This window comes from Brevundimonas huaxiensis (genome assembly GCF_014218725.1).
GTDB lineage: Bacteria > Pseudomonadota > Alphaproteobacteria > Caulobacterales > Caulobacteraceae > Brevundimonas > Brevundimonas huaxiensis.
Map to the genome: position 1 here is coordinate 85,725 of NZ_JABBJE010000006.1, position 18,493 is coordinate 104,217.

An 18,493-nucleotide genomic window follows, 5' to 3' on the forward strand; every position below is an offset into this window, starting at 1 on the left:
TTGAGCGCGGTCACTTCACCGCCTCGAACAGCTTGTAGCCGCCCGCCTCGGCGACCAGCCGCACCCGCTTGAACGCCGCGTTCAGCTCGGCCTCATACGGCAGGTGCCGGTTGGCCACGACCCAGGCGACGCCGCCCTTTTTCAGAAGCTCCGCCGCCTTGCGGATGAAGGCCTGACCCAGCCGCCGGTCCTCGGCGCCGCCGTCGTGGAAGGGCGGATTGCTGACGACGAAATCCTTGTCGCCTTGGGCCTCCAGGATGCGGGCGTCCGACCACCACACCTTGGCGCGGTCGTCGTCGATATTGCGGCGAGCGGCCTGGATGGCGCGGCGATCCAGATCGACCATCTTCAGCTTGGTCACGGCGGTCGAGCGCAGCACCACGATCGACAGCGCGCCATAGCCGCAGCCCAGATCGACCCCCTCGCCCTTCATTGCCGGCAGATGTTCGGCCAGCAGCGCCGAGCCCGGATCGATCCGGTCCCAGGCGAATACGCCGGGCTGGGACCAGGCTTCCAGTCCCGGCACGATCTGCGGCCCGCCCGCGGCGATGGCCTCGTCCAGCCCCTCGACCGTTTCGGGCCGAATGACGATGCAGCGGCGATGGTGCGCCTTGGCGGTCTCGGCGACCTCCAGGCCGAACGTCTTCAGCTCCTTGCCCAGGCGCGATCCGCCCTTGTCCTTGGGCGCCATGACATCCAGCCGTCCGCCGACCTTCAGCGCCTTCAGCGCCAGGGCCAGCACATAGCGCCGCTCCAGCACGCCGGGCGGGGCGTAGATCGTGACGCTGTCGGCCGAGCCAGGGTCCTGCGCCTCCAGCGCAGCCGAGTCCGGAATCAGGGGCGAGGTTTGGATTGCGTCGCCGGGCGGATCGAAAACGACCGGCGGACGGCCATACAATAGCGTGGTCATGATCTCAGAACCCCGCCTGCAACAGCGCCAACCCAACGACGCCGACCACGATCCGCCACCAGGCGAAGACGCCGAAGCCCCGCTTGGATACGAAATCCAGCAGGAACCGCACCACCGCCAGGGCCGAGATGAAGGCCACGACGAAACCCACGGCGATCAGGCCGATGTCGCTGAAATCCAGCGTCTTGTGGTTCTTCAGCAGGTCATAGGCCACCGCTGCCCCCATGGTGGGCAGGGCCAGAAAGAAGCTGAACTCGGCCGCCGACCGCTTGTCTGTTTTCAGCAGCAAGCCGCCGGCGATGGTGGCGCCGGACCGCGACACGCCGGGGATCATGGCCAGGCACTGGAACAGGCCGATCAGGAAATAGATGCGCATCGGATAGGCCTCGGCGTCCAGCCACCTGGGCTTCTTGTCCATCCGATCCAGCAGCAGCAGGATCACCCCGCCGACGATCAGGGCGATGCACACCACCTGGGGCGTCTCGAACAGCACCGTCTTGATGAAGTCATAGGCCAGGAATCCGATCACGACGGCCGGCGCGAAGGCGACCAGCAGCCCGATCAGGAATCGGCGCGCCTCGGCGTCGAAGGGCCAGCGCGTCGCCAAGGTCCACAGCTTCTTGAAATAGACGCTGACGATGGCCAGCAGAGCGCCCAGCTGGATCACGATCTCGAACGTCTTGCCCGCGCTCTCGAAGCCCATGAAGTGGCCCAAGAGCAGCATATGGCCGGTGGACGAGACGGGAATGAACTCGGTCAGCCCCTCGACCAGACCCAGAATGATGGCGGCAAGCCAGTCCGACATGAGACCCTCGAAAACCAATGCGCCCGGAACGCGCCGCGCCCGGATGCCTTCCCCCTAGAGCATGATCGTTTCGGACGGAACGACCCGTTTGGGCCAGCGGTTGGCTTTCAGCCACGATTGCGCGAGAAGAAGCCGACAATGACGACCCCCGCCCCCGCCCCCGCCTCGCTTGACGACGCCCATCTGGCCACGCGCCGCATCACCCGCCTGTCGGTCGGGGTCGCGGTGGCGCTGATAGCGATGAAGGCCTTTGCGCTCGGCGCTTCAGGCTCGGTCTCCATCCTGGCGACCCTGGCGGATTCGGTGCTGGATCTGGCGGCGTCCCTGACCACCTTCTTCGCCGTGCGCTGGGCCGCCGCCCCGGCCGACGAAAACCATCGCTATGGCCATGGCAAGGGCGAGGCCCTGTCCGCCCTGGTCCAGGCCGGACTGGTCTTCGCCTCGGCCCTCTTCATCGCGTGGGAGGGTGTGCAGCGCATCTTCGATCCCCGTCCCGTCACCGCCGGCCTTTGGGCCACGGGGGTCATGGTCGCGGCCATCGCCATCACCGCCTGGCTGGTGTGGATGCAGACCCAGACGCTGAAGAAGACCGGCTCCCTCGCCGTCGCCGGCGACCGCGCCCACTATGCGGCGGACCTCGCCGCCAACGTCGTGGTGCTGATCGGCGTGATTTCGGGCGCCTTCCTGGGCGCGCCGGGACTGGATGCGGCCGCCGGCATCGTCGTCGCCGTCTGGCTGTTCTGGGGCGCGACGGGGATGTTGAAGGCCGCCGCCGATCACCTGCTGGATCGCGCCGTGCCCGAGGCCGACCGCGCCGCCATCACCAAGGCCGTCCTGGCCGACCCCCAGGTCTTTGGCGTGCACCAGCTGCGCACCCGCATGTCCGGTCAGGTGATGATGATCCAGATGCATGTCGACCTGGACGCGCACCAGACGCTGGACGCCGCCCACGCCATCGTCGTCGCCGCCGAAAACCGGGTGCTGGCCCAGTATCCCGCCGCCGACATCCTGATCCACGCCGACCCGCGCGGCCACGCCCGTCCGCAGCCCGCGCTCCCGGCCGCCGCTCCAGCCGAGCCGCAAGCCGCCCCCGCCTCGACCGGCCCCGCGCCCAAGGGGCCGTGGTCCTGACCTTGCGTCCAATTTCAATGCAGTAAACGCGCATTAACGGGTCCGGGCGCATCAACCCCTGATGGCCGACCCTTGCGTTCTCTTCCACTTCGCCTTCCAGCCCGCCTCGCGCGCCGCGCGACTGGCGCTGGGAGAGGCGCGGATCGAATGGACGGATGCGCCGGTCCGTCCGTGGGAAGACGATTGCCCGGTCAATGACTTCAACCCGTCCGGTCTGCCGCCGGTGATCCAGACGATGGATCGCGGCCGTCCGTTGGTGCTGTGCGAACTGCCCGCCATCCTGGGCTGGATAGAGGATCAGCAGAAGGGCCCTCTGCTGCTGCCCGCCGACCTCGCCGAACGGGCCGAGGCGCGCCGACTGACCGGCTGGTTCGAGCGCCGCTTCATGGACGAGGTCGACGCCGTCCTGCTGCACGAGCGGATGGAAAAACCCCTGCTCAAGCTGGGCCCGCCCGAAGCCCGCGCCCTGCGTGACGGCCGCGACGCCCTGAAATCCCACCTCGCCATGCTGGAGGACCTGGTCGCCGCGCGCGACTGGCTGGCCGGCCGCCGCCTGTCCCAGGCCGATCTGATCGCCGCCGCCCACCTGTCGGTGCTGGACTATTTCGGCGAGATCCAGTGGAAGACCTGGCCCGGCCTGAAGACCTGGTACTCCAAGGTCAAATCCCGCCCCTGCTTCCGCCCCCTGCTCGCCGACCGCTTCGTCGGCGTGCCGCCGTCGGCGTGGTATGCGGACCTGGATTTCTAGACTCAAAGCCGACGTGCTTGATGACCGCTTAGGGTGGGAAGCGGACATTACCAAACGCAGTTTTACAATCCTTGACTGCTCATCCTAAGCACCATCTGATTGGGTGTTCTAAGGAGGGCGTCATGATCCATAATCTTGCAGCGCTTACGCTTGTGGTCGCGCAGGCGACGGCGCCCGATCCCCTAACTGAAGCGGCCCTGAACGCGCTACGCGCCAGCATCGCGGAGGCAAAAGAAGCACAGAGCGCATTGCCTCCGCCACAGACGGATCAAGAACGCCTGGAGCGCATGGGGGCTATCGACCAGGCCGCTCGACAAGGTCTTTGGAAGGCTCTGGCGAACGTGCCGCCGCCCGAACGCGCGCGAGTTCGACGCGCGCTTTGGCCCGAGGTACGGGCGGTCGATGTCGAAAACCAGCAGCAGTTGTTGGCGATGGTGCCCGAGGACGGCTGGTTCAGAAAAAGTCGCTACGGCGACAACGCAGCCGCGTCGGCGTTCCTCGTTGTGCAGCATGGCGATGAGACGCTGTGGGAGCGCTTTCTGCCTATTCTCGCCGACCTTGTGCCTAGCGGGGAAGTCGCAGGTTCGGAGTACGCCATGATGTATGACCGGCTGCAGATGACGAGGGATCAACCTCAGAGATACGGGACACAGATGACCTGCCCTTACGGCACCGGTCAGTGGACGCTTTGGCGGCTTGAGGATGCGGAGCGCGTCGACGAATTTCGAGCTTTGGTCGGTCTCGGGCCGGTTGCAGAATATGTCGACAGCTTCAAAACGCGGGCTCCTCCGACCTGCTGATAAGCTCGCCGACGAAGGTCCTCTAAGGGTCGAAGGCAGACTCGAGCACAGTCTTCAAGTCGCTCCTCTCAAGACGCGTCCGCGCTCTCATGCTATCCCCGCCCCGTGTCCGACCGCCTGAAAACCTTCATCCGCCAGCGCGCGACCGAGCTGGGCTTCGATGTCTGCCGGTTCGCCTCGGCGGCCGACGCCTGGCCGGCGGGCGAGCGGCTGCGGCGTTTCGTGGACGAAGGCCGGCATGGCGACATGGAATGGATGGAGACGACGCTGGCTCGCCGCCAGCATCCGACCGCCATGTGGGACGAGGCCCGGACCGCCATCGTCCTGGGCATGAACTACGGCCCGGAGCAGAACCCGCTGGATCAGCTGGCTGACCGTTCGGCCGGCTACATCTCGGTCTATGCGCGCGGCGACGACTATCACGAGGTCATCAAGGGCCGGCTGAAACAATTGGCGGGCCAGATCGCGGCCCGCAACGGCGCGGACATCAAGGTCTTCGTCGACACCGCCCCCCTGATGGAAAAGCCCTTGGCCCAGCGCGCCGGCCTGGGCTGGCAGGGCAAGCACACCAATCTGCTCAGCCGCACCCACGGCAACTGGCTGTTCCTCGGGACCATACTGACCGCCGCCGAGATCGCGCCCGACGCGGCCGAGACCGAACATTGCGGCCGCTGCACCGCCTGTCTCGACGCCTGTCCGACCAAGGCCTTTCCCGCCCCGTTCCAGCTCGACGCCCGGCGCTGCCTGTCCTACCTGACCATCGAGTTCGCCGGTCCCTGGCCGGTCGAGTTCCGCACCCTGACCGGATCGCGCCTCTATGGCTGCGACGATTGCCTGGCGGTCTGCCCGTGGAACAAGTTCGCACAGGAAGCGCGCGAGATCCGGCTGGCGCCCCGCCCGGCCTTTGAAAGCCCGCGTCTGCACGACCTGCTGGCGCTGGACGACGCCGCCTTCCGCGCCCTGTTCACCAAGAGCCCCGTCAAGCGGATCGGCCGCGACCGCTTCCTGCGGAATGTCCTCTACGCCGTCGGCAACTCGGGCGACGCGACCCTCGTCGCCCCGACGAAAGCCCTGCTGGACGACCCCTCAGCCCTTGTGCGCGGCGCCGCCGTCTGGGCCTTGTCGCAGTTGATGCCGGCTGGCGCGTTCGCGGCCCTGGCCGAGGCGACGACCGAGACCGACTCCCGGGTTCTGGTGGAGTGGCGGCGCGCTTAAGGTCTCCTCCCTGCGAAGCGGAGAGGGGGACCGCGCGTAGCGTGGTGGAGGGGCTCTTGAAGTCCCACAGGCGCCTGTGATGCGGCACAGAACCCCTCCGTCACGGCGCTGAAGACGCGCCGCGCCACCTCCCCACAAAGTGGGGAGGAGACGGATCACGCGGCCTCACCCCATCGCCGTGCCGACGCCCGATCCGCCGCCGGGCACCTTGGCGACGTCCAGCAGTTTCAGGCGGAAGATCAGTACGGAGTTGGCGGGGATCTTGGGATTGCCCTGCTCGCCATAGCCCAGCTCGGGCGGGACATAGAGCAGCCATTCGTCGCCGACGCGCATCATCTGCAAGGCTTCGGTCCAACCCTTGACCACTTCCTCGGGCGTGAACACCGCCGGCGCGCCGCGCGCGAAGGAGCTGTCGAACACGCTGTTGTCGACCAGCTTGCCCTCGTAGTCGACCTTGACCAGGTCGTTGCGGTCGGGGCTGACGCCGTCGGCCGGTCCCGCCTGCACCACCTTGTATTGCAGGCCGCTGGGCAGGGTCTGAACGCCCGCTTCCTTGGCGTTCTTGGCCATGAAGGCGGCCGCCTCGACCTTGCCCGCGTTCGGATCGACCGGCGCGGCCTGGCCGCAGCCCGCCAGCAAGAAGGTCGCGACGATTGCCGCCTTACCCCATCCGAAGTTCATAGCCGCGTTCCTTCAAGGCTTCGCCGATCTCGTCGGCGTGGGCGCTATCGCGCGTTTCGACCATGATGTCGAACTCGGCGCCCTTGGCCGGCACGTCCAGCGCCAGACGGTTGTGGACCACGTCGATGATATTGCCGCCCAGGCCGCCGATCACCGCCGCCATGGCCGACAACATGCCCGGCCGATCGTCGCCCAGGATGCGATAGACGATCAATCTGCGCTCACGGACCATCTCGCGGTTCAAGACGACCGCCAGCATCCGCGCATCGATGTTTCCGCCGCACAGCTCCAGCCCGACCTTCATCCCCTTGAACCGGTCGGGATAGGCCAGAAGCGCGGCCAGCCCCCCCGCGCCCGCGCCCTCGGACACGGTCTTCTCATAGGTGACATAGGTGGCGACGGCCCGTTCGAAGTCGGCTTCCTGGCAGACGAAGACCTCGTCCACCAGCGGATCGGCCAGGGCGAAGGGGATGTCGCCCACCGCCTTGATGGCGATACCCTCGGCGATGGTTTGTCCGGTGCAGACCGGCGGCTTGCCCGCCCGTTTGGCGGTGAACGAGGGATAGCGCGCGGCCTCGACGCCGAAGACTTTGATGTCCGGCTTCATCGCCTTTGCAGCTATCGCGCAGCCGGCGATCAGCCCGCCGCCGCCGATGGGGATGATCAGGGCCTCGACCTCGGGCGCATCCTCCAGAAGCTCGATCGCGCAGACGCCCTGGCCCGCCACGATGCCTTCGTCATCGAAGGCCGAGACGAAGACGTAGCCCTTCTCGGCCTCCAGCCGCTTGGCCGCCTCGGTCGAGCCGGTGAAATCCAGCCCCTCGATCACCACGGTCGCCCCGTGCGAGCGGGTGCCGTTGATCTTGGCGAAGGGCGTGCCTTCGGGCATCACGATGGTCACCGGCACGCCCAGCCGTCCGCCGTGATAGGCCAGGGCCTGGGCGTGGTTGCCGGCGCTGGCGGCCACCACGCCGCGCTTCATCTCCTCGGGACTCAGCATCAGCAGCCGGTTCAAGGCGCCGCGCTCCTTGAAGCTGCCGGTGAATTGCAGATTGTCGAACTTCACCCAGACCTCGGCGCCCGTCAGCTGCGACAGCTTTCTGGAATAGCGGGTCGGGGTGCGGTCGACCGCGCCGGCGATCCGGGTGCGCGCGGCTTGAATATCGGCGAAGGTGACGGTCATGCAGGGCGTTTCCGAGCTGTCGCGCCTCGACGACTGGGCGCGTTGTCGGGCCTGTTTCGCGCGTTGTGGGGTCCGGGTCCAGAGGGGGAATCTTGAGCGTGGAAGTCGCCCGGCCTGTCGTGCGATAGTGGGGAACGTCGTCCCCCACGACCCCGAAATCCCGGAGGAAGCCCCATGTCGATCCGTTCGTTCGCCGCCCCTGGCCTGGCTCTCGCCCTGACCGCCGCAGCCCTCTCCGCCTGTGCGCCCACCGCCGGCGGCGGCCTGCCGTACGGGGGACCGGCCGCCTTCAACGAGGCGGATTTCGGCTGGTCCCAAATGCCCGGCCGCAACAGCATTCAGGGCCAGATCGCCTTCGCCCGGGACGGCAAGGCCTTCGACTGCGTCGCCAGCGTCGGCCTGACGCCGGACACCCCCTATACGCGCGCGCGCATTCGCACCCTGTACGGCTCGACCCAGCGCGCGGCCGTGCCCGCCGCGGTCGTTCGCGCCCGGACCGTCGCCGACGCCAACGCCGACTATCGCAACTATGTCCGCTCCGAGCGGTGCGAGAACGGCCGTTTCCGCTTCGACGGTCTGCCCGACGGCGGCTGGTTCCTGATCGTGCCGGTCACCTCGGGCGATGCACCCCTGGTGCTGATGCAGTCGGTGCAGACGCGCGGCGGCCGGGTCGTCTCCGTCACCCTGTGACCCGCACGCCCCGTCTCACGAAGATGCGACCCCGGTAACGCGGATCGCCATCTTCTGACCACGAGCGCCCCGGACTGATCGCGGCTTCTGTGCGAGAGTTCGGGGAGCTTTTTTCTTGTCCCAACACAACATCATAGGATCCGAGGCCTTTACGCGAGGGCCGTCGGTCATCATCCGTAAGTACAAGGCGGGCGGCATGCGGCGTCGCCGGTCCAAGACCATCGCCACCTTCATCGCCGGCGCGGGCGCCATGCTGGTGGTGGGCGCCGTCGCCGTCGCGGCCGTCTATGGCCCCGCCCTGGCGGGCGGCTGACCCTGCGGGCTGGCCGTCAGGCCAGCCACACCATCATGCGGGTATCGGCCTCGGCACGACGCGCCCGGCTCCACGCCCGGCGCGTCTCGCCGGTGTAGAGGAAGCCCGCCTTTTCCAGCACGCGGCCAGAGGCCGGATTGTCGGCGAAATGCCCGGCGACCAGAGCCCGGCGCTTCCACTTGCGGCTGGCCCAGACCAGGGCGGCGTCCAGCGCCTCGGTGGCGAAGCCCCGACCCCAGTATTCACGCCCGATCCAATAGCCGGTTTCCGGCACCCGATCCTCGCCCTCGAACAGGCCGATGACGCCGATGGGCCCCACGTCCTCATGGTCGATGACGAAGGTGTTGGCTCGTCTTGGGTCCTGCGAGGCGACCTGCAACACGAAGTCGTCGGCGTCGCGCATCTGGAACGGATGCGGCATCCGCTTGGTCATGCGCGCGATGTCCAGGTCGTTGGCCAGGGCGGCGATGCGCGGCGCATCCTGGGGCGCGGGCGCGCGCAGGATCAGGCGCCGGGTCTCGACGACAGGAGAGGTTTCGATGACGCACATGGGCGTTGCCTCGGATTGTCGACCATCTCCTTGAAGGGCTCGGACGGTCTTCGAGGCGGGGAAACGCAAACGGGGAGCCTGGTGATCCAGACTCCCCGCGGATTATAATCCCTGGTCCGGATCGGCTGCTGGCAGGAGCAACGCGATCCGGGAAGGTCCAGACTGCGTTACTCGGCGGCCATCGCCTGAGCGGCGTCGTCGTTGGCCGCGAGGATCGACACATAACAACGGCCACCACGTTTGGTGGTGAATTTCACAGCGCCGTTCGTCAGAGCGAACAGGGTGTGGTCGCGGCCCATGCCCATGTTCTCACCGGCGTGGAAGGTGGTGCCGCGTTGGCGCACGATGATGTTGCCGGCCAGCACGCGCTCGCCGCCATACTTCTTCACGCCAAGGCGCTTCGACTCGGAGTCGCGACCGTTACGCGACGAACCACCGGATTTCTTGTGAGCCATCTTGCCGCTCCGTACTTTCTTGGTGCGCTACCGGCCTTTCGGCCTATTTGAGCGCGTCCGTAACTCAGGTCTGGCGCCGAGGCGCCGGTGAATGTCTTAGGCTTCGTCGCCGGCGGCTTCAGCCTTGGGCGCAGCCTTCTTCTTGGCCGGGGCCTTCTTGGCGGGAGCCGAGCTCTCGACCACGACGCCCTTGACCTCGGCGCCGTCCACGTCGGTCACGACCGTCTCGGTCGAACCCAGCGAGGACGCAGCGTCACGAGCGGCCAGGTTGCGAGCGCGCAGATTGATCTCGGCCTTGGTGGTCAGATCGACCTTGCCTTCCCACTTGGCGGTCTCGCCGGCGCCTTCGATGCCGGTGATGCGCAGGACCGATTCCATCTGGCGATGGCCGTTCGTGCGGCGATAGCCCTGGCGACGGGTCTTCTTGAAGATCTTGATCTTCTCACCCTTGCGGGTCTCGACCAGGGTCGCGCCGACGAAGGCGCCGTCGATCAGGGGGGCGCCCAGGGTCACGCCCTTGTCGCCGCCCAGCATCAGGACGCTGTCGAACTTCAGCTCAGCGCCGGCGTCGCCGTCGAGCTTTTCGACGACGATGGTGTCGCCCGGTTGGACCCGGTACTGCTTGCCGCCGGTCTTGATCACCGCGTACATGTTGAAGCCTCAGCGCAAACGCAAAAAAAGATACGCCCCCGGAGAGGGCCCCGGCGGCGAAGAGCGGCGACATATACGGAAGGGTGTCGGAGAGTCAACGCCGAACCGGGCGGAAATTCAGCCCCGGACGGATTATCCCCGCTGTCGCCGCGCCTTGAACTCAGTCCAGGGCGCAGATGTCCGGCAGGCCCCTCAGCGTGCCGGCGTGGTCCAGGCCATAGCCGACCAGGAAGCGGTTCGGCGCCTCCCAGCCGACGAAGTCCGGCTCGGGCGCGCGGGGCTTGGGCCAGGGCTTCCTGGCGAAGACGCAGGTCAGGACTTCGGACGCACCGGCGTCCTTGGCGATGCGCACGGCCTCGGCCAGCGACAGCCCGGTGTCGAACACGTCGTCCAGGATCAGGACGCGGCGTCCCGCGATCGGGCGCTGGAACGGCGCATAGACGTCGATCCGGCCCCGGCTGGTCTGCTCGTCGCCATAGGAGGCCAGCCACAGGGCGTCGAAACGGACGTTGCGGCCGACGCGCGACAGGGCGCGGGTCAGGTCGGCGGCGAACCACAGGCCGCCGGTCAGCAGCACGGCGGCGACCGTGTCGTCGTCGATGACGGGCGCGATGCGCTGGGCCAGGTCGGCGACGATGCGCGCCACCTCGGCCTCGGACAGAAGAACGGTCGGCGTCGGGGAGGGATCAGCCATGATGCGAGGCCGATACCGCCTCACCATGCCCCTTGTCCACAGCCCCGACCGGCCGCGCGTCGATCGGCGCGGCCGTGTTCGGCGCCTCGGCGCCGGGCGCCGTCGCCGAGCGCAGTCCTTGAGAGGTTTCGGCGGCGGGCTGCGTCGCGTGCGCGGGCGCGGCCTTCGCATCATGTCCGCCGTGTTCGGCTGGGGGTTTGGCCGGCGAAGGGCTGGCCGGCGCGAAGTCGACGCCGATCCCGGCCCCGTGGCCGCCCGGATCGGGGATCAGGGCGGCGAAGCCTTGGACCTTGCCCGGCAGGACAGGCGCCGCGTCGATCTTTACGATCTTGAACCCGACCTCGGCGCCGGCGGCGTCCAGCAGGGCCACGCGAATCGGCGGCGAGACGATCTCGACGTCGCGCACATTGCGGATGGCGCCGGACACCACGACCATGCCGGGATGGTTCGGCGCGGCCTTGGCCGTCAGGGCCTCGAAGTCCAGCCCGACCGGATTGACCGGCGCGCCGAAGAATTTGTAGGCCGAGGCCGCCCGAGGGAAGGCCTGGACGATCTCGACGCGGAACAGGAAGGCCGAAACGATCAGGCCGATAAATACGCTGGCCAGACCCGCCCAGATCACCCCCTGGGTGGCGGCGCGGCGCAGCTTCTTCTGGCGATCGGCGCGGGCGCGGAAGGCGCGAGGCAGCTCCGGCGCCGGCGTTTCAGCCAGGCTGGCCGCCGTCGGCGCGGGATCGGGTTCGGGCGGCGCTGCGGGCGCGACGGCGGCGACCGCCGGCTCGGGCGTCAGGGTCAGCTCCAGCGGCTCGTCAGGGGTCGCGCGCCAGACTTCGCCGCACGATTGGCAGCGCACCTTGCGACCTTCGGGGCCTATGGCTTCGTCACGGATGAAATAGCTGGTGGCGCAGGCGGGGCAGGTCAGTATCATGTGGCTGACTGCGAGGCTGTCGCCCCCTCCCGTAAGGCGCGACGCCGCGCCCTGTTCCTGAAACACATACCATGCCGTCCTCGCCCGCCGAACCCGCCGCTATGACCGAGACCGTTCGCCTGTCTGGCGTCGGCTTCGGCTATGTCGGCGCGCCCGACGTGCTGCGGGACGTTAACCTCATTTTGCCGCGCGGCTCTTTCCACTTTCTTACCGGGCCGTCGGGGGCCGGAAAGTCCTCGTTGCTGCGTCTGCTGACGCTGGCGGACCAACCCCGGACGGGAACCCTCCGCCTGTTCGGATCGGATGTCACGCGCATCGATCGGCGCGACATCCCGGCCTTTCGGCGGCGGATGGGGGTAGTGTTCCAGGATTTCCGCCTGCTGGATCATCTGTCGGCCTTCGACAATGTCGCCCTGCCGCTGCGCCTCACGGGCTTATCCGAGGCCGAGTACGCCGACGACGTGCGCGAGATGCTGAAGTGGGTCGGCCTGGGTCGCCGGATGGAGACCCGTCCCCCCGCCCTGTCCGGTGGCGAGAAGCAGCGGCTGGCCATCGCCCGCGCCGTCATCACCCGCCCCGGCCTGATCGTGGCCGACGAACCGACCGGCAGCGTGGACGCCGTCATGGCCGACAAGCTGCTGCGGCTGTTCCAGTCGCTGAACAAACTGGGCGCCACCGTCCTGATCGCCAGCCATGACAAGGCTCTGGCCCAGCGATCCGGCGCGCGCGTCTTGAGGCTGGAGGCTGGACGGCTCAGCGAACCCTCGCGGGCCGCCGCATGATCCGTCTGTCAGACTTCAGCCTCTCCAGCCGCCGGCCCGGCCTGCTGCCGCCCGCCGCGGCCGGCGAGCCCTGGCTGATGACGGTCATCGCGGTCCTGTGCTTTCTGGCCTGCCTCGCCGCCGTCGCCGCCTCGGCCGCCGACCGCGCCGCGCACGGCTGGGCCCGACAGCTGGGCGCCGAGGCCACCGTGCAGGTCCGTCCCCGCGTCGGCGAAACCGGCGACACCGCCGCCGCCCGCGCGGCCGAGACCCTGTCCGGCGTGGATGGCGTGGAGGAGGCCGCCGCCCTGAGCCGCAAGGCGGCGGAGGATCTGCTGCGCCCCTGGCTGGGCGACGCGGTCCTGCCCGACCTGCCCCTGCCCCATCTGGTAACGGTGCGGCTGAACGCCCAGGCGCCGGCCAGCGCCGTGACCCTGAGCCGCGCCCTGGCCGAGGCTGGGCTGGACGCCACGGTGGACGATCACAGCCTGTGGCGCGGCGAGGTCGAGCGGTCCGCCGGCATGATCACGGTCCTGGCCGGCGCCGCCTTCCTGGCCGTCGCCTTCGCTGCAGCCGCCGCCATCGCCTATGCGACCCGCGCGGGGTTGGCGGCCGGTCAAGGCGTGATCGAAACCCTGAGCCTGAACGGCGCGACCGACGGGGCCATCGCCTGGCTGTTCCAGCGGCGGTTCGGCCTGATGGCGGCCGGCGCCGGCGCGATCGGCGCCGGGCTGGCGGCGGTCCTTCTGATCCTCCTGCGGTTCATCGGCGGATCGGGCGGCCTCACGGCGGCCCTGCCCATCAGCTGGAGCGACCTGGCGTTGCTCTCGCCTTGCCCGCTGCTCGCGGCTACGGTTGCCTTTCTCGCGGCGAGATTCGCCGCCATGCGAATGCTGGCTTCAGGACGGCCGACACAGGGAGGGGGCGCATGAGACTGTTGAGCGTCATCTTCATCGCCGGTCTGATCTGGCTGGTCGGCCTGTTCGCCTTCGCCCACCGGGTGCGCGAGCTGACGCCGGCCGACGATCCCGCGCGCGCCGACGCCATCGTGGCCCTGACCGGTCCGTCGTCCGAGCGGGTCAACACCGCCATCCGCCTGTTGGAACAGGGCAAGGGCGAGCGGGTGCTGATCTCCGGCGTCAATCGCGAGGTGCGCCGTCAGGAGCTGCGCGAGCTGACGCCCGGCTCCAGCCGTCTGTTCAACTGCTGCGTCGACCTGGGCTTCGAGGCCGAGGACACTGTCGGAAACGCCCAGGAGATCGCCGCCTGGACCCGCGCCAAGGGCTATCGCAGCCTGATCGTCGTCACCTCCGACTATCATATGCCGCGATCGCTGGTGGAAATCCGGGGCCAGCTGCCGGGCGTGAAACTGACGCCCTACGCCATCTCCACCCCGTCGCTGGACAATGCGCGCTGGTGGCGGGCCGCGGTGACCGCGCGGCGGATGACGCTGGAATATATGAAATACCTCGCCGTCCTGGGCCGTGAGGGCGTGCGTCGCATCACCCGCGACCGGCCCGCCGCCGTCACGGCCGAGACCGAAACCGCCCCTGACGAAAAGGCCGCGTCCTAAGTGAACACCCTGCGTTCCCTGATCTTCACCGCCTGGCTCTATCTGTCTATGCCGATCATCGCCATCGGCCTGTCGCCGGTCCTGCTGCTGCCGCATCGCTATGTTCAGGGCGTGTGCAAGCTGTGGGCGAAGATCGTCCTGTTCGGCCTGCGCTGGATCGCGGGGGTCAAGGTCGAGGTGCGCGGGCTGGAGCACGCCCCGTCCGGCGCCGCCCTGATCGCGTCCAAACACCAGGGGATGCTGGACATCGTGGCCCTGCTGGCCGTCCTGCCCGACGCCTGTTTCGTGATGAAGAAGGAGCTGATGCCCCTGCCCTTCTTCGGCTGGTTCGCCTGGAAGTCGAAGATGATCGCCGTGGATCGCGCGGGCCACGCCAAGGCGCTGAAGGACATGACGCGACAGGCGCGCGACCGCCTGTCCGAAGGCCGCCAGATCGTCATCTTCCCCGAGGGCACGCGCAACGATCCGGGGGTGCCCGGCGACTACAAGCCCGGCGTCGCCGCCATCTATCGCGACTTGGAAGGCCCCTGCTGGCCCGTCGCCACGAACTCCGGCGTCCACTGGCCGGCCCACGGCTTCCGCCGCTATCCCGGGACGGTCGTGTTCGAATTCCTTGAGCCGATCCCGGCCCAGCTGAAGCGCGGCGCGATGATGGCGTTGCTGGAAAGTCGCATAGAGACGGCGTCGTTGGCGCTGCTGGAGCCAAAGGCCCAGCTTGAGCATTCTGGACCGGCCTGACCTCCCCGCTCGGGCGCCATTCATGGAAACGCCCGATGCTTCGTCCCCTTCTGCTCTCCGTCGCCTTCGCCGCCGTCGCCGGCTCCGCCCTGGCCCAGTCGCAACCCTATGAGCAGATCAGACCCGCCCCCCAGAATTGGACCGTCGATCTCGGCGCGGGCGTTCTCTATCGCAACGATTCCAACGGCGACACGGGCTCCAAGACGACAATAGCCCCGTGGGTGTCGGCCAATTATCGCGACCTAGTCTACCTGAACCCGATCGAAGGCCTGACGCTGGATCGTCCGGGCTTCGGCGCGGACCTGGCCGCCTACGCCTACAAGCGTCTGCCCGGCAATGTGGTGGTCGGCGGCCGGATCAGCCGCGACGTGTCCGACGTCAGTGAGGGCACGGAATACTACGCCTCGATCGGCCATCAGCGCGTGACGTCCGTCGGCCTGCTGAACGCCTCGGCCTATGTGCGTGGCGGCGATTCCAAACTGGCCGACGCCTACTATGGCGTCAGCACCGCCGAGGCGGCCGCCAACGGCATCGGCGCCTATTCCCCCGGCGGCGGGCTTCAGGGCGCGGGCGCCAGCCTGGTCCTGCTGGTCCCGGTCGGCGACAAATGGGGCGCCGGGGCCTTGCTCAACTACGAACGCCGCTTGGGCGACGTGGCCGACAGCCCCCTGTCGCAGAGCGACGACGCGGTCCGCACCGGCGTCTTCATCGCCCGTCGCTTCGGCGGCTGATAGCAAGGCGGCGGCTGCTGATGCGGCCGCCGCTTTTTCCCTTCAATCAGGTTGCCGCGAACTCGCTCAGCGCGTCGATGACGGCGCGGTTCTGGTCTTCGGTGCCGATGGTGATGCGCAGAGCCTGGGGCAGGCCGTAGCCGCCGACCGGGCGGACGATGATGCCCTTGCTGTTCAGATAATCGTTGGCGGCGGCGGCGCGCTCGGCGCCGTCGAACAGCACCAGCACGAAGTTGCCGGCGCTGGGCAGGACGTTCAGCCCAAAGCCGCGCAGGGCCTGGGTCAGGCGCGGCTTCCAGTTAGAGATCAGATCGCGCGACGCCGTCTGGTGCGCCTCGTCCGACAGGGCGGCCGTTGCGGCTTCCAGCCCCGGCACCGAGACGTTGAAGGGCAGGCGAATGCGGTCGATGGCCTCGGCGACCTTCAGCGGCGCATAGCCGAAGCCGATGCGCAGGCCGCCCAGGCCGTGGATCTTCGAGAAGGTGCGGGTGACGACGATATTCTCGGCATCCTTGGCCAGCGGGAAGGCGGTCTCCCAGTCGGCCTCGGTCACATATTCCGCATAGGCCTCGTCCACGACCAGGATGATGTGGGCCGGCAGAGCGGCGTGAAGGCGGCGCATTTCCTCGCCCGTGTTGTAGCTGCCGGTGGGGTTGGACGGATTGGAGACATAGACGATCCTGGTGCGGTCATCGACCTGGGCCAGTAGGGCGTCGACCTCGGCCTTGAAGTTCGGCTCGGGCGCCAGCTTGACTTGGGCCTCGCAACCCAGGGCGCTGATGCGGTAGGCGAGGAAACCGTACTGGCCGCAGACGATGTTGTCGCCCGCCGTCAGATAGGTCTGGTTCAACAGGGCGAACACCTCGTCCGAGCCGTTGCCGAAGATCAGCCGCTCAGGCTCCAACCCGTGCAGTTCCGACACCGCATTCCGCAACTTGGTCGCCCGGCCGTCGGGATAGATGTGAATGTTCTTGATCGCCGCCTCATAGGCCGCACGCGCCTTTTCGCCCGCGCCCAGCATGTTCTCGTTGGAGGACAGCTTCATCGGCTCCGCGACGCCGGCGATGGACGACTTGCCGCCGACATAGGGGGCGATGTCGAGGATGCCGGGCTTGGGGGCAGGGCCGTGTGGCGCGGTCGCGTCGGTCATGGAAAGCCTTGATCTCAGAAGATGGGGGCGGCGCCGATCACGCCGCTCATTCGGCCGGGCGCGCTCTTCAGCCGCCCGTCGTCGATCTGCACATAGCCCGTCAGCATAAACAGCTTCAACCCGCCCGCCGCCGCCAGCGGATCGGCGATCAGTCCCGCGTCGCCCAAGGCGTCCACGATCTTGGTCTCGGACCAGCCGCTGTCGGTGACCCAGAAGCTGCGGTCGTCGCCCGTAGGGCCGGATGTCTCTTTGGACACGACGAAGGCCTGGGGCCGTCCGCGCCGGTTGTCCGGCAGGGCGGCGACGATCTTCAGTTCGGGCCGCGCCAGCAGGCGGCCCCACCACGGCCGGTCGGGCGACAGGTCGATCACGGCGCGCGAGCCCGCCTCAGCCGCCTTCAGCGCTTCGTCGGCAAACAAGGGTCGCGACCGCAGGCCGTAGCGGTCCGTGGCCAGGGCTTGGGCCACGCCGCCACAGACGACCAGCGCGGGTCCGGTTGCCGCCTCGATCCGGCCCCACACCGCCTTGACCGTCGCAGCCTCATCCGCCGAGGCGCCGTCTAGCAGTTGACGCAGGGCGATGGCCGAGGCGTCGGCTCGGTCGCACGGACCGGCGGCGACCCGCGCCCGCACCGCCTCGGCCAGGGCGCGATCCAGCGCCAGCAGGGCGTCGTCGGCTTCGGGTTCGTTCAGCAGCGCCATCAGAACAGCTTGGGCGCCGGGGCCAGCGGGAAGGGGCCGAGCCAGGTGCGGCCGTCGCGGAAGACCAGCGTCAGGGGCAGTTGCTCCTGTCCCGTCGCCTCGGCCGCGCCCGCTGCTGCGGCGGCCCCGGCCGCGCCGATGCGGTTCACCGGCCCCTGTCGGGTCGCCATCAAACCAGCAAGGGCGGGCAAAGGCTTTTGCGCCTGAAGTTGCACCTGGCCGGTCAGCCGGCCGTTCGCATCGGCTCGCAAGACATCGCTGGAGAGGGTCGCACGGCTGTCGCCCGCCTGCAGATCGCCGCGCACATTGCGGAACGTCCCGCCCGCCTTTGTCCAGGCGGAGAAGACACCCGCCGCATCGCCGCCGGTCTTCAGTAGGCTGGCGTGGCCGATCTCGGCCTCCAGCTGGGTCGTCAGGCGGCCGTCCTGGGCGAAGCCCTCGACGGGGCCGTCCGCCCGCCCCTGCCCATCCACCAGACGGAACATGACATCGACGTCGTCGGTCGGCGCGGTCGAGCCCTCCAGATGCGGCCGAGCATAGAATTCGATCCGCGCGGCCCGGGCGATGGGGAAGGGTTCGGCGCCGGTCTGGGCCGTGAAGACCGGATTGACCATCTCCAGCGCCAGATTGGGCCAACGCTGATCGATGCCGCTGGCGCTCATGCGGATGGCGTCGCCCTTGACCGCGACCTCGCCCTTGCCTGCGCGGGTCAGCATCAGGCCTTGCGGGGCCACCACCACCCATTTGGTCGGCTGATAGGCGTTGGCCTCTGCGGTCAGATCGGACGCCTTGATCGCATGGCCCGACGGCGCCTGAACGATCAGGTTCGTCAAGGCCACACGGGTGCGAAACGGCCAGCCATTTATAGATTTGTCGGCGAAGCGGATGTCCCAGCGGTCCTGACGCAGGGTCTGGACCTGAGCCTCAAGCCGCGTGTCGATCTGGCGCGTCAGGAAGATCCACCATCCCGTCCAGGCCGCCAGCGCGATCAGCACCAGGATGAAGGGCGCATACAGGCCCTTGCGGCTGTGTCGCTTGGTCGTCGAGACTTCGGTCATGCCGGACCTATAGCGCGCCGCACCCCG

23 protein-coding genes are annotated in these 18,493 nt (G+C 68.3%); 11 read left to right on the plus strand and 12 right to left on the minus strand.

Annotation, left to right across the window (positions count from 1 at the left end):
* Window positions 1–10 precede the first annotated feature (10 nt).
* Together HF680_RS12100 and HF680_RS12105 are read right to left on the minus strand one after the other, a co-directional pair.
* Window positions 11–910, minus strand: coding sequence for a class I SAM-dependent methyltransferase (locus HF680_RS12100; protein ID WP_185225246.1), 900 nt, complete (start codon window positions 908–910; stop codon window positions 11–13).
* A gap of 4 nt (window positions 911–914) precedes the next feature.
* Complete coding sequence (locus HF680_RS12105; RefSeq protein ID WP_045810696.1) at window positions 915–1,715, minus strand: undecaprenyl-diphosphate phosphatase; 801 nt, start codon at window positions 1,713–1,715, stop codon at window positions 915–917.
* A 138-nt stretch (window positions 1,716–1,853) separates the two neighbouring features.
* On the opposite strand from HF680_RS12105, the gene HF680_RS12110 reads away from it, so the two are divergent.
* The 4 genes from HF680_RS12110 (at window position 1,854) to queG (ending at window position 5,609) form a co-directional block, all read left to right on the plus strand.
* Window positions 1,854–2,846: a cation diffusion facilitator family transporter gene (locus HF680_RS12110; RefSeq protein ID WP_045810618.1), complete on the plus strand. Its 993-nt coding sequence runs from the start codon at window positions 1,854–1,856 to the stop codon at window positions 2,844–2,846.
* Between the two features lie 61 nt (window positions 2,847–2,907).
* Window positions 2,908–3,594, plus strand: coding sequence for an FtsZ-binding protein FzlA (fzlA, locus tag HF680_RS12115; RefSeq protein ID WP_045810619.1), 687 nt, complete (start codon window positions 2,908–2,910; stop codon window positions 3,592–3,594).
* 122 nt (window positions 3,595–3,716) lie between these two features.
* Complete coding sequence (locus HF680_RS12120; protein WP_045810620.1) at window positions 3,717–4,394, plus strand: DUF6624 domain-containing protein; 678 nt, start codon at window positions 3,717–3,719, stop codon at window positions 4,392–4,394.
* A gap of 105 nt (window positions 4,395–4,499) precedes the next feature.
* Entirely contained in the window at window positions 4,500–5,609 is a 1,110-nt protein-coding gene (gene queG, locus HF680_RS12125) for a tRNA epoxyqueuosine(34) reductase QueG (protein WP_045810621.1), read from the plus strand.
* Window positions 5,610–5,774: 165 nt separating this feature from the next.
* Here the strand turns inward: queG and HF680_RS12130 are convergent, their stop codons facing one another.
* Together HF680_RS12130 and HF680_RS12135 are read right to left on the minus strand one after the other, a co-directional pair.
* On the minus strand, window positions 5,775–6,290 hold the full coding sequence (locus HF680_RS12130) for an FKBP-type peptidyl-prolyl cis-trans isomerase (RefSeq protein WP_045810622.1): 516 nt from the start codon (window positions 6,288–6,290) through the stop codon (window positions 5,775–5,777).
* Complete coding sequence (locus HF680_RS12135; protein WP_045810623.1) at window positions 6,271–7,473, minus strand: threonine ammonia-lyase; 1,203 nt, start codon at window positions 7,471–7,473, stop codon at window positions 6,271–6,273. Before HF680_RS12135 ends, HF680_RS12130 begins: the two co-directional genes overlap by 20 nt.
* A gap of 174 nt (window positions 7,474–7,647) precedes the next feature.
* Here HF680_RS12135 and HF680_RS12140 point away from each other — a divergent pair, with 174 nt between their 5' ends.
* Complete coding sequence (locus HF680_RS12140; RefSeq protein ID WP_045810624.1) at window positions 7,648–8,163, plus strand: hypothetical protein; 516 nt, start codon at window positions 7,648–7,650, stop codon at window positions 8,161–8,163.
* Between the two features lie 115 nt (window positions 8,164–8,278).
* Window positions 8,279–8,476: a hypothetical protein gene (locus tag HF680_RS12145; protein ID WP_039244035.1), complete on the plus strand. Its 198-nt coding sequence runs from the start codon at window positions 8,279–8,281 to the stop codon at window positions 8,474–8,476.
* 16 nt (window positions 8,477–8,492) lie between these two features.
* Here HF680_RS12145 and HF680_RS12150 read toward each other — a convergent pair whose 3' ends face one another.
* The 5 genes from HF680_RS12150 to HF680_RS12170 all read right to left on the minus strand — a co-directional run bounded on the left by HF680_RS12150 (window position 8,493) and on the right by HF680_RS12170 (window position 11,754).
* A complete protein-coding gene (locus HF680_RS12150; RefSeq protein ID WP_045810625.1) occupies window positions 8,493–9,026 on the minus strand; it encodes a GNAT family N-acetyltransferase in 534 nt (177 codons plus the stop codon).
* Window positions 9,027–9,193: 167 nt separating this feature from the next.
* Window positions 9,194–9,481, minus strand: a complete 288-nt coding sequence (rpmA, locus tag HF680_RS12155) for a 50S ribosomal protein L27 (RefSeq protein WP_039244031.1) — start codon at window positions 9,479–9,481, stop codon at window positions 9,194–9,196.
* A gap of 96 nt (window positions 9,482–9,577) precedes the next feature.
* Window positions 9,578–10,132, minus strand: coding sequence for a 50S ribosomal protein L21 (gene rplU / locus HF680_RS12160; protein ID WP_045810626.1), 555 nt, complete (start codon window positions 10,130–10,132; stop codon window positions 9,578–9,580).
* A gap of 160 nt (window positions 10,133–10,292) precedes the next feature.
* The gene (locus HF680_RS12165; protein ID WP_055754434.1) at window positions 10,293–10,826 is read right to left on the minus strand and encodes a phosphoribosyltransferase; all 534 of its coding nucleotides are present in this window, start codon (window positions 10,824–10,826) and stop codon (window positions 10,293–10,295) included.
* Window positions 10,819–11,754: an MJ0042-type zinc finger domain-containing protein gene (locus HF680_RS12170; RefSeq protein ID WP_185225247.1), complete on the minus strand. Its 936-nt coding sequence runs from the start codon at window positions 11,752–11,754 to the stop codon at window positions 10,819–10,821. The genes HF680_RS12165 and HF680_RS12170 overlap by 8 nt, the downstream gene beginning before the upstream one ends.
* A 71-nt stretch (window positions 11,755–11,825) precedes the next feature.
* Between HF680_RS12170 and HF680_RS12175 the strand changes: the two genes are divergently transcribed.
* The 5 genes from HF680_RS12175 to HF680_RS12195 are packed head-to-tail and all read left to right on the plus strand — an operon-like array spanning window position 11,826 to window position 15,557.
* Complete coding sequence (locus tag HF680_RS12175; RefSeq protein ID WP_185225248.1) at window positions 11,826–12,536, plus strand: cell division ATP-binding protein FtsE; 711 nt, start codon at window positions 11,826–11,828, stop codon at window positions 12,534–12,536.
* Window positions 12,533–13,447: a cell division protein FtsX gene (locus HF680_RS12180; protein WP_045810630.1), complete on the plus strand. Its 915-nt coding sequence runs from the start codon at window positions 12,533–12,535 to the stop codon at window positions 13,445–13,447. The genes HF680_RS12175 and HF680_RS12180 overlap by 4 nt, the downstream gene beginning before the upstream one ends.
* A complete protein-coding gene (locus tag HF680_RS12185; protein WP_039244024.1) occupies window positions 13,444–14,088 on the plus strand; it encodes a YdcF family protein in 645 nt (214 codons plus the stop codon). Before HF680_RS12180 ends, HF680_RS12185 begins: the two co-directional genes overlap by 4 nt.
* On the plus strand, window positions 14,089–14,826 hold the full coding sequence (locus HF680_RS12190) for a lysophospholipid acyltransferase family protein (protein ID WP_185225249.1): 738 nt from the start codon (window positions 14,089–14,091) through the stop codon (window positions 14,824–14,826).
* A 35-nt stretch (window positions 14,827–14,861) separates the two neighbouring features.
* Window positions 14,862–15,557 carry a MipA/OmpV family protein gene (locus tag HF680_RS12195; RefSeq protein WP_185225250.1) on the plus strand — a complete coding sequence of 232 codons (696 nt, stop codon included), beginning with the start codon at window positions 14,862–14,864 and terminating at the stop codon, window positions 15,555–15,557.
* Between the two features lie 46 nt (window positions 15,558–15,603).
* Here the strand turns inward: HF680_RS12195 and hisC are convergent, their stop codons facing one another.
* From hisC to HF680_RS12210, 3 genes are read right to left on the minus strand one after another with little or no spacing between them, the layout of a single operon-like run.
* Complete coding sequence (hisC, locus tag HF680_RS12200; protein WP_045810633.1) at window positions 15,604–16,707, minus strand: histidinol-phosphate transaminase; 1,104 nt, start codon at window positions 16,705–16,707, stop codon at window positions 15,604–15,606.
* A 14-nt stretch (window positions 16,708–16,721) separates the two neighbouring features.
* Complete coding sequence (locus HF680_RS12205) at window positions 16,722–17,408, minus strand: hypothetical protein (protein WP_045810634.1); 687 nt, start codon at window positions 17,406–17,408, stop codon at window positions 16,722–16,724.
* On the minus strand, window positions 17,408–18,466 hold the full coding sequence (locus tag HF680_RS12210; protein ID WP_185225251.1) for a DUF2125 domain-containing protein: 1,059 nt from the start codon (window positions 18,464–18,466) through the stop codon (window positions 17,408–17,410). The genes HF680_RS12205 and HF680_RS12210 overlap by 1 nt, the downstream gene beginning before the upstream one ends.
* Window positions 18,467–18,493 lie beyond the last annotated feature (27 nt).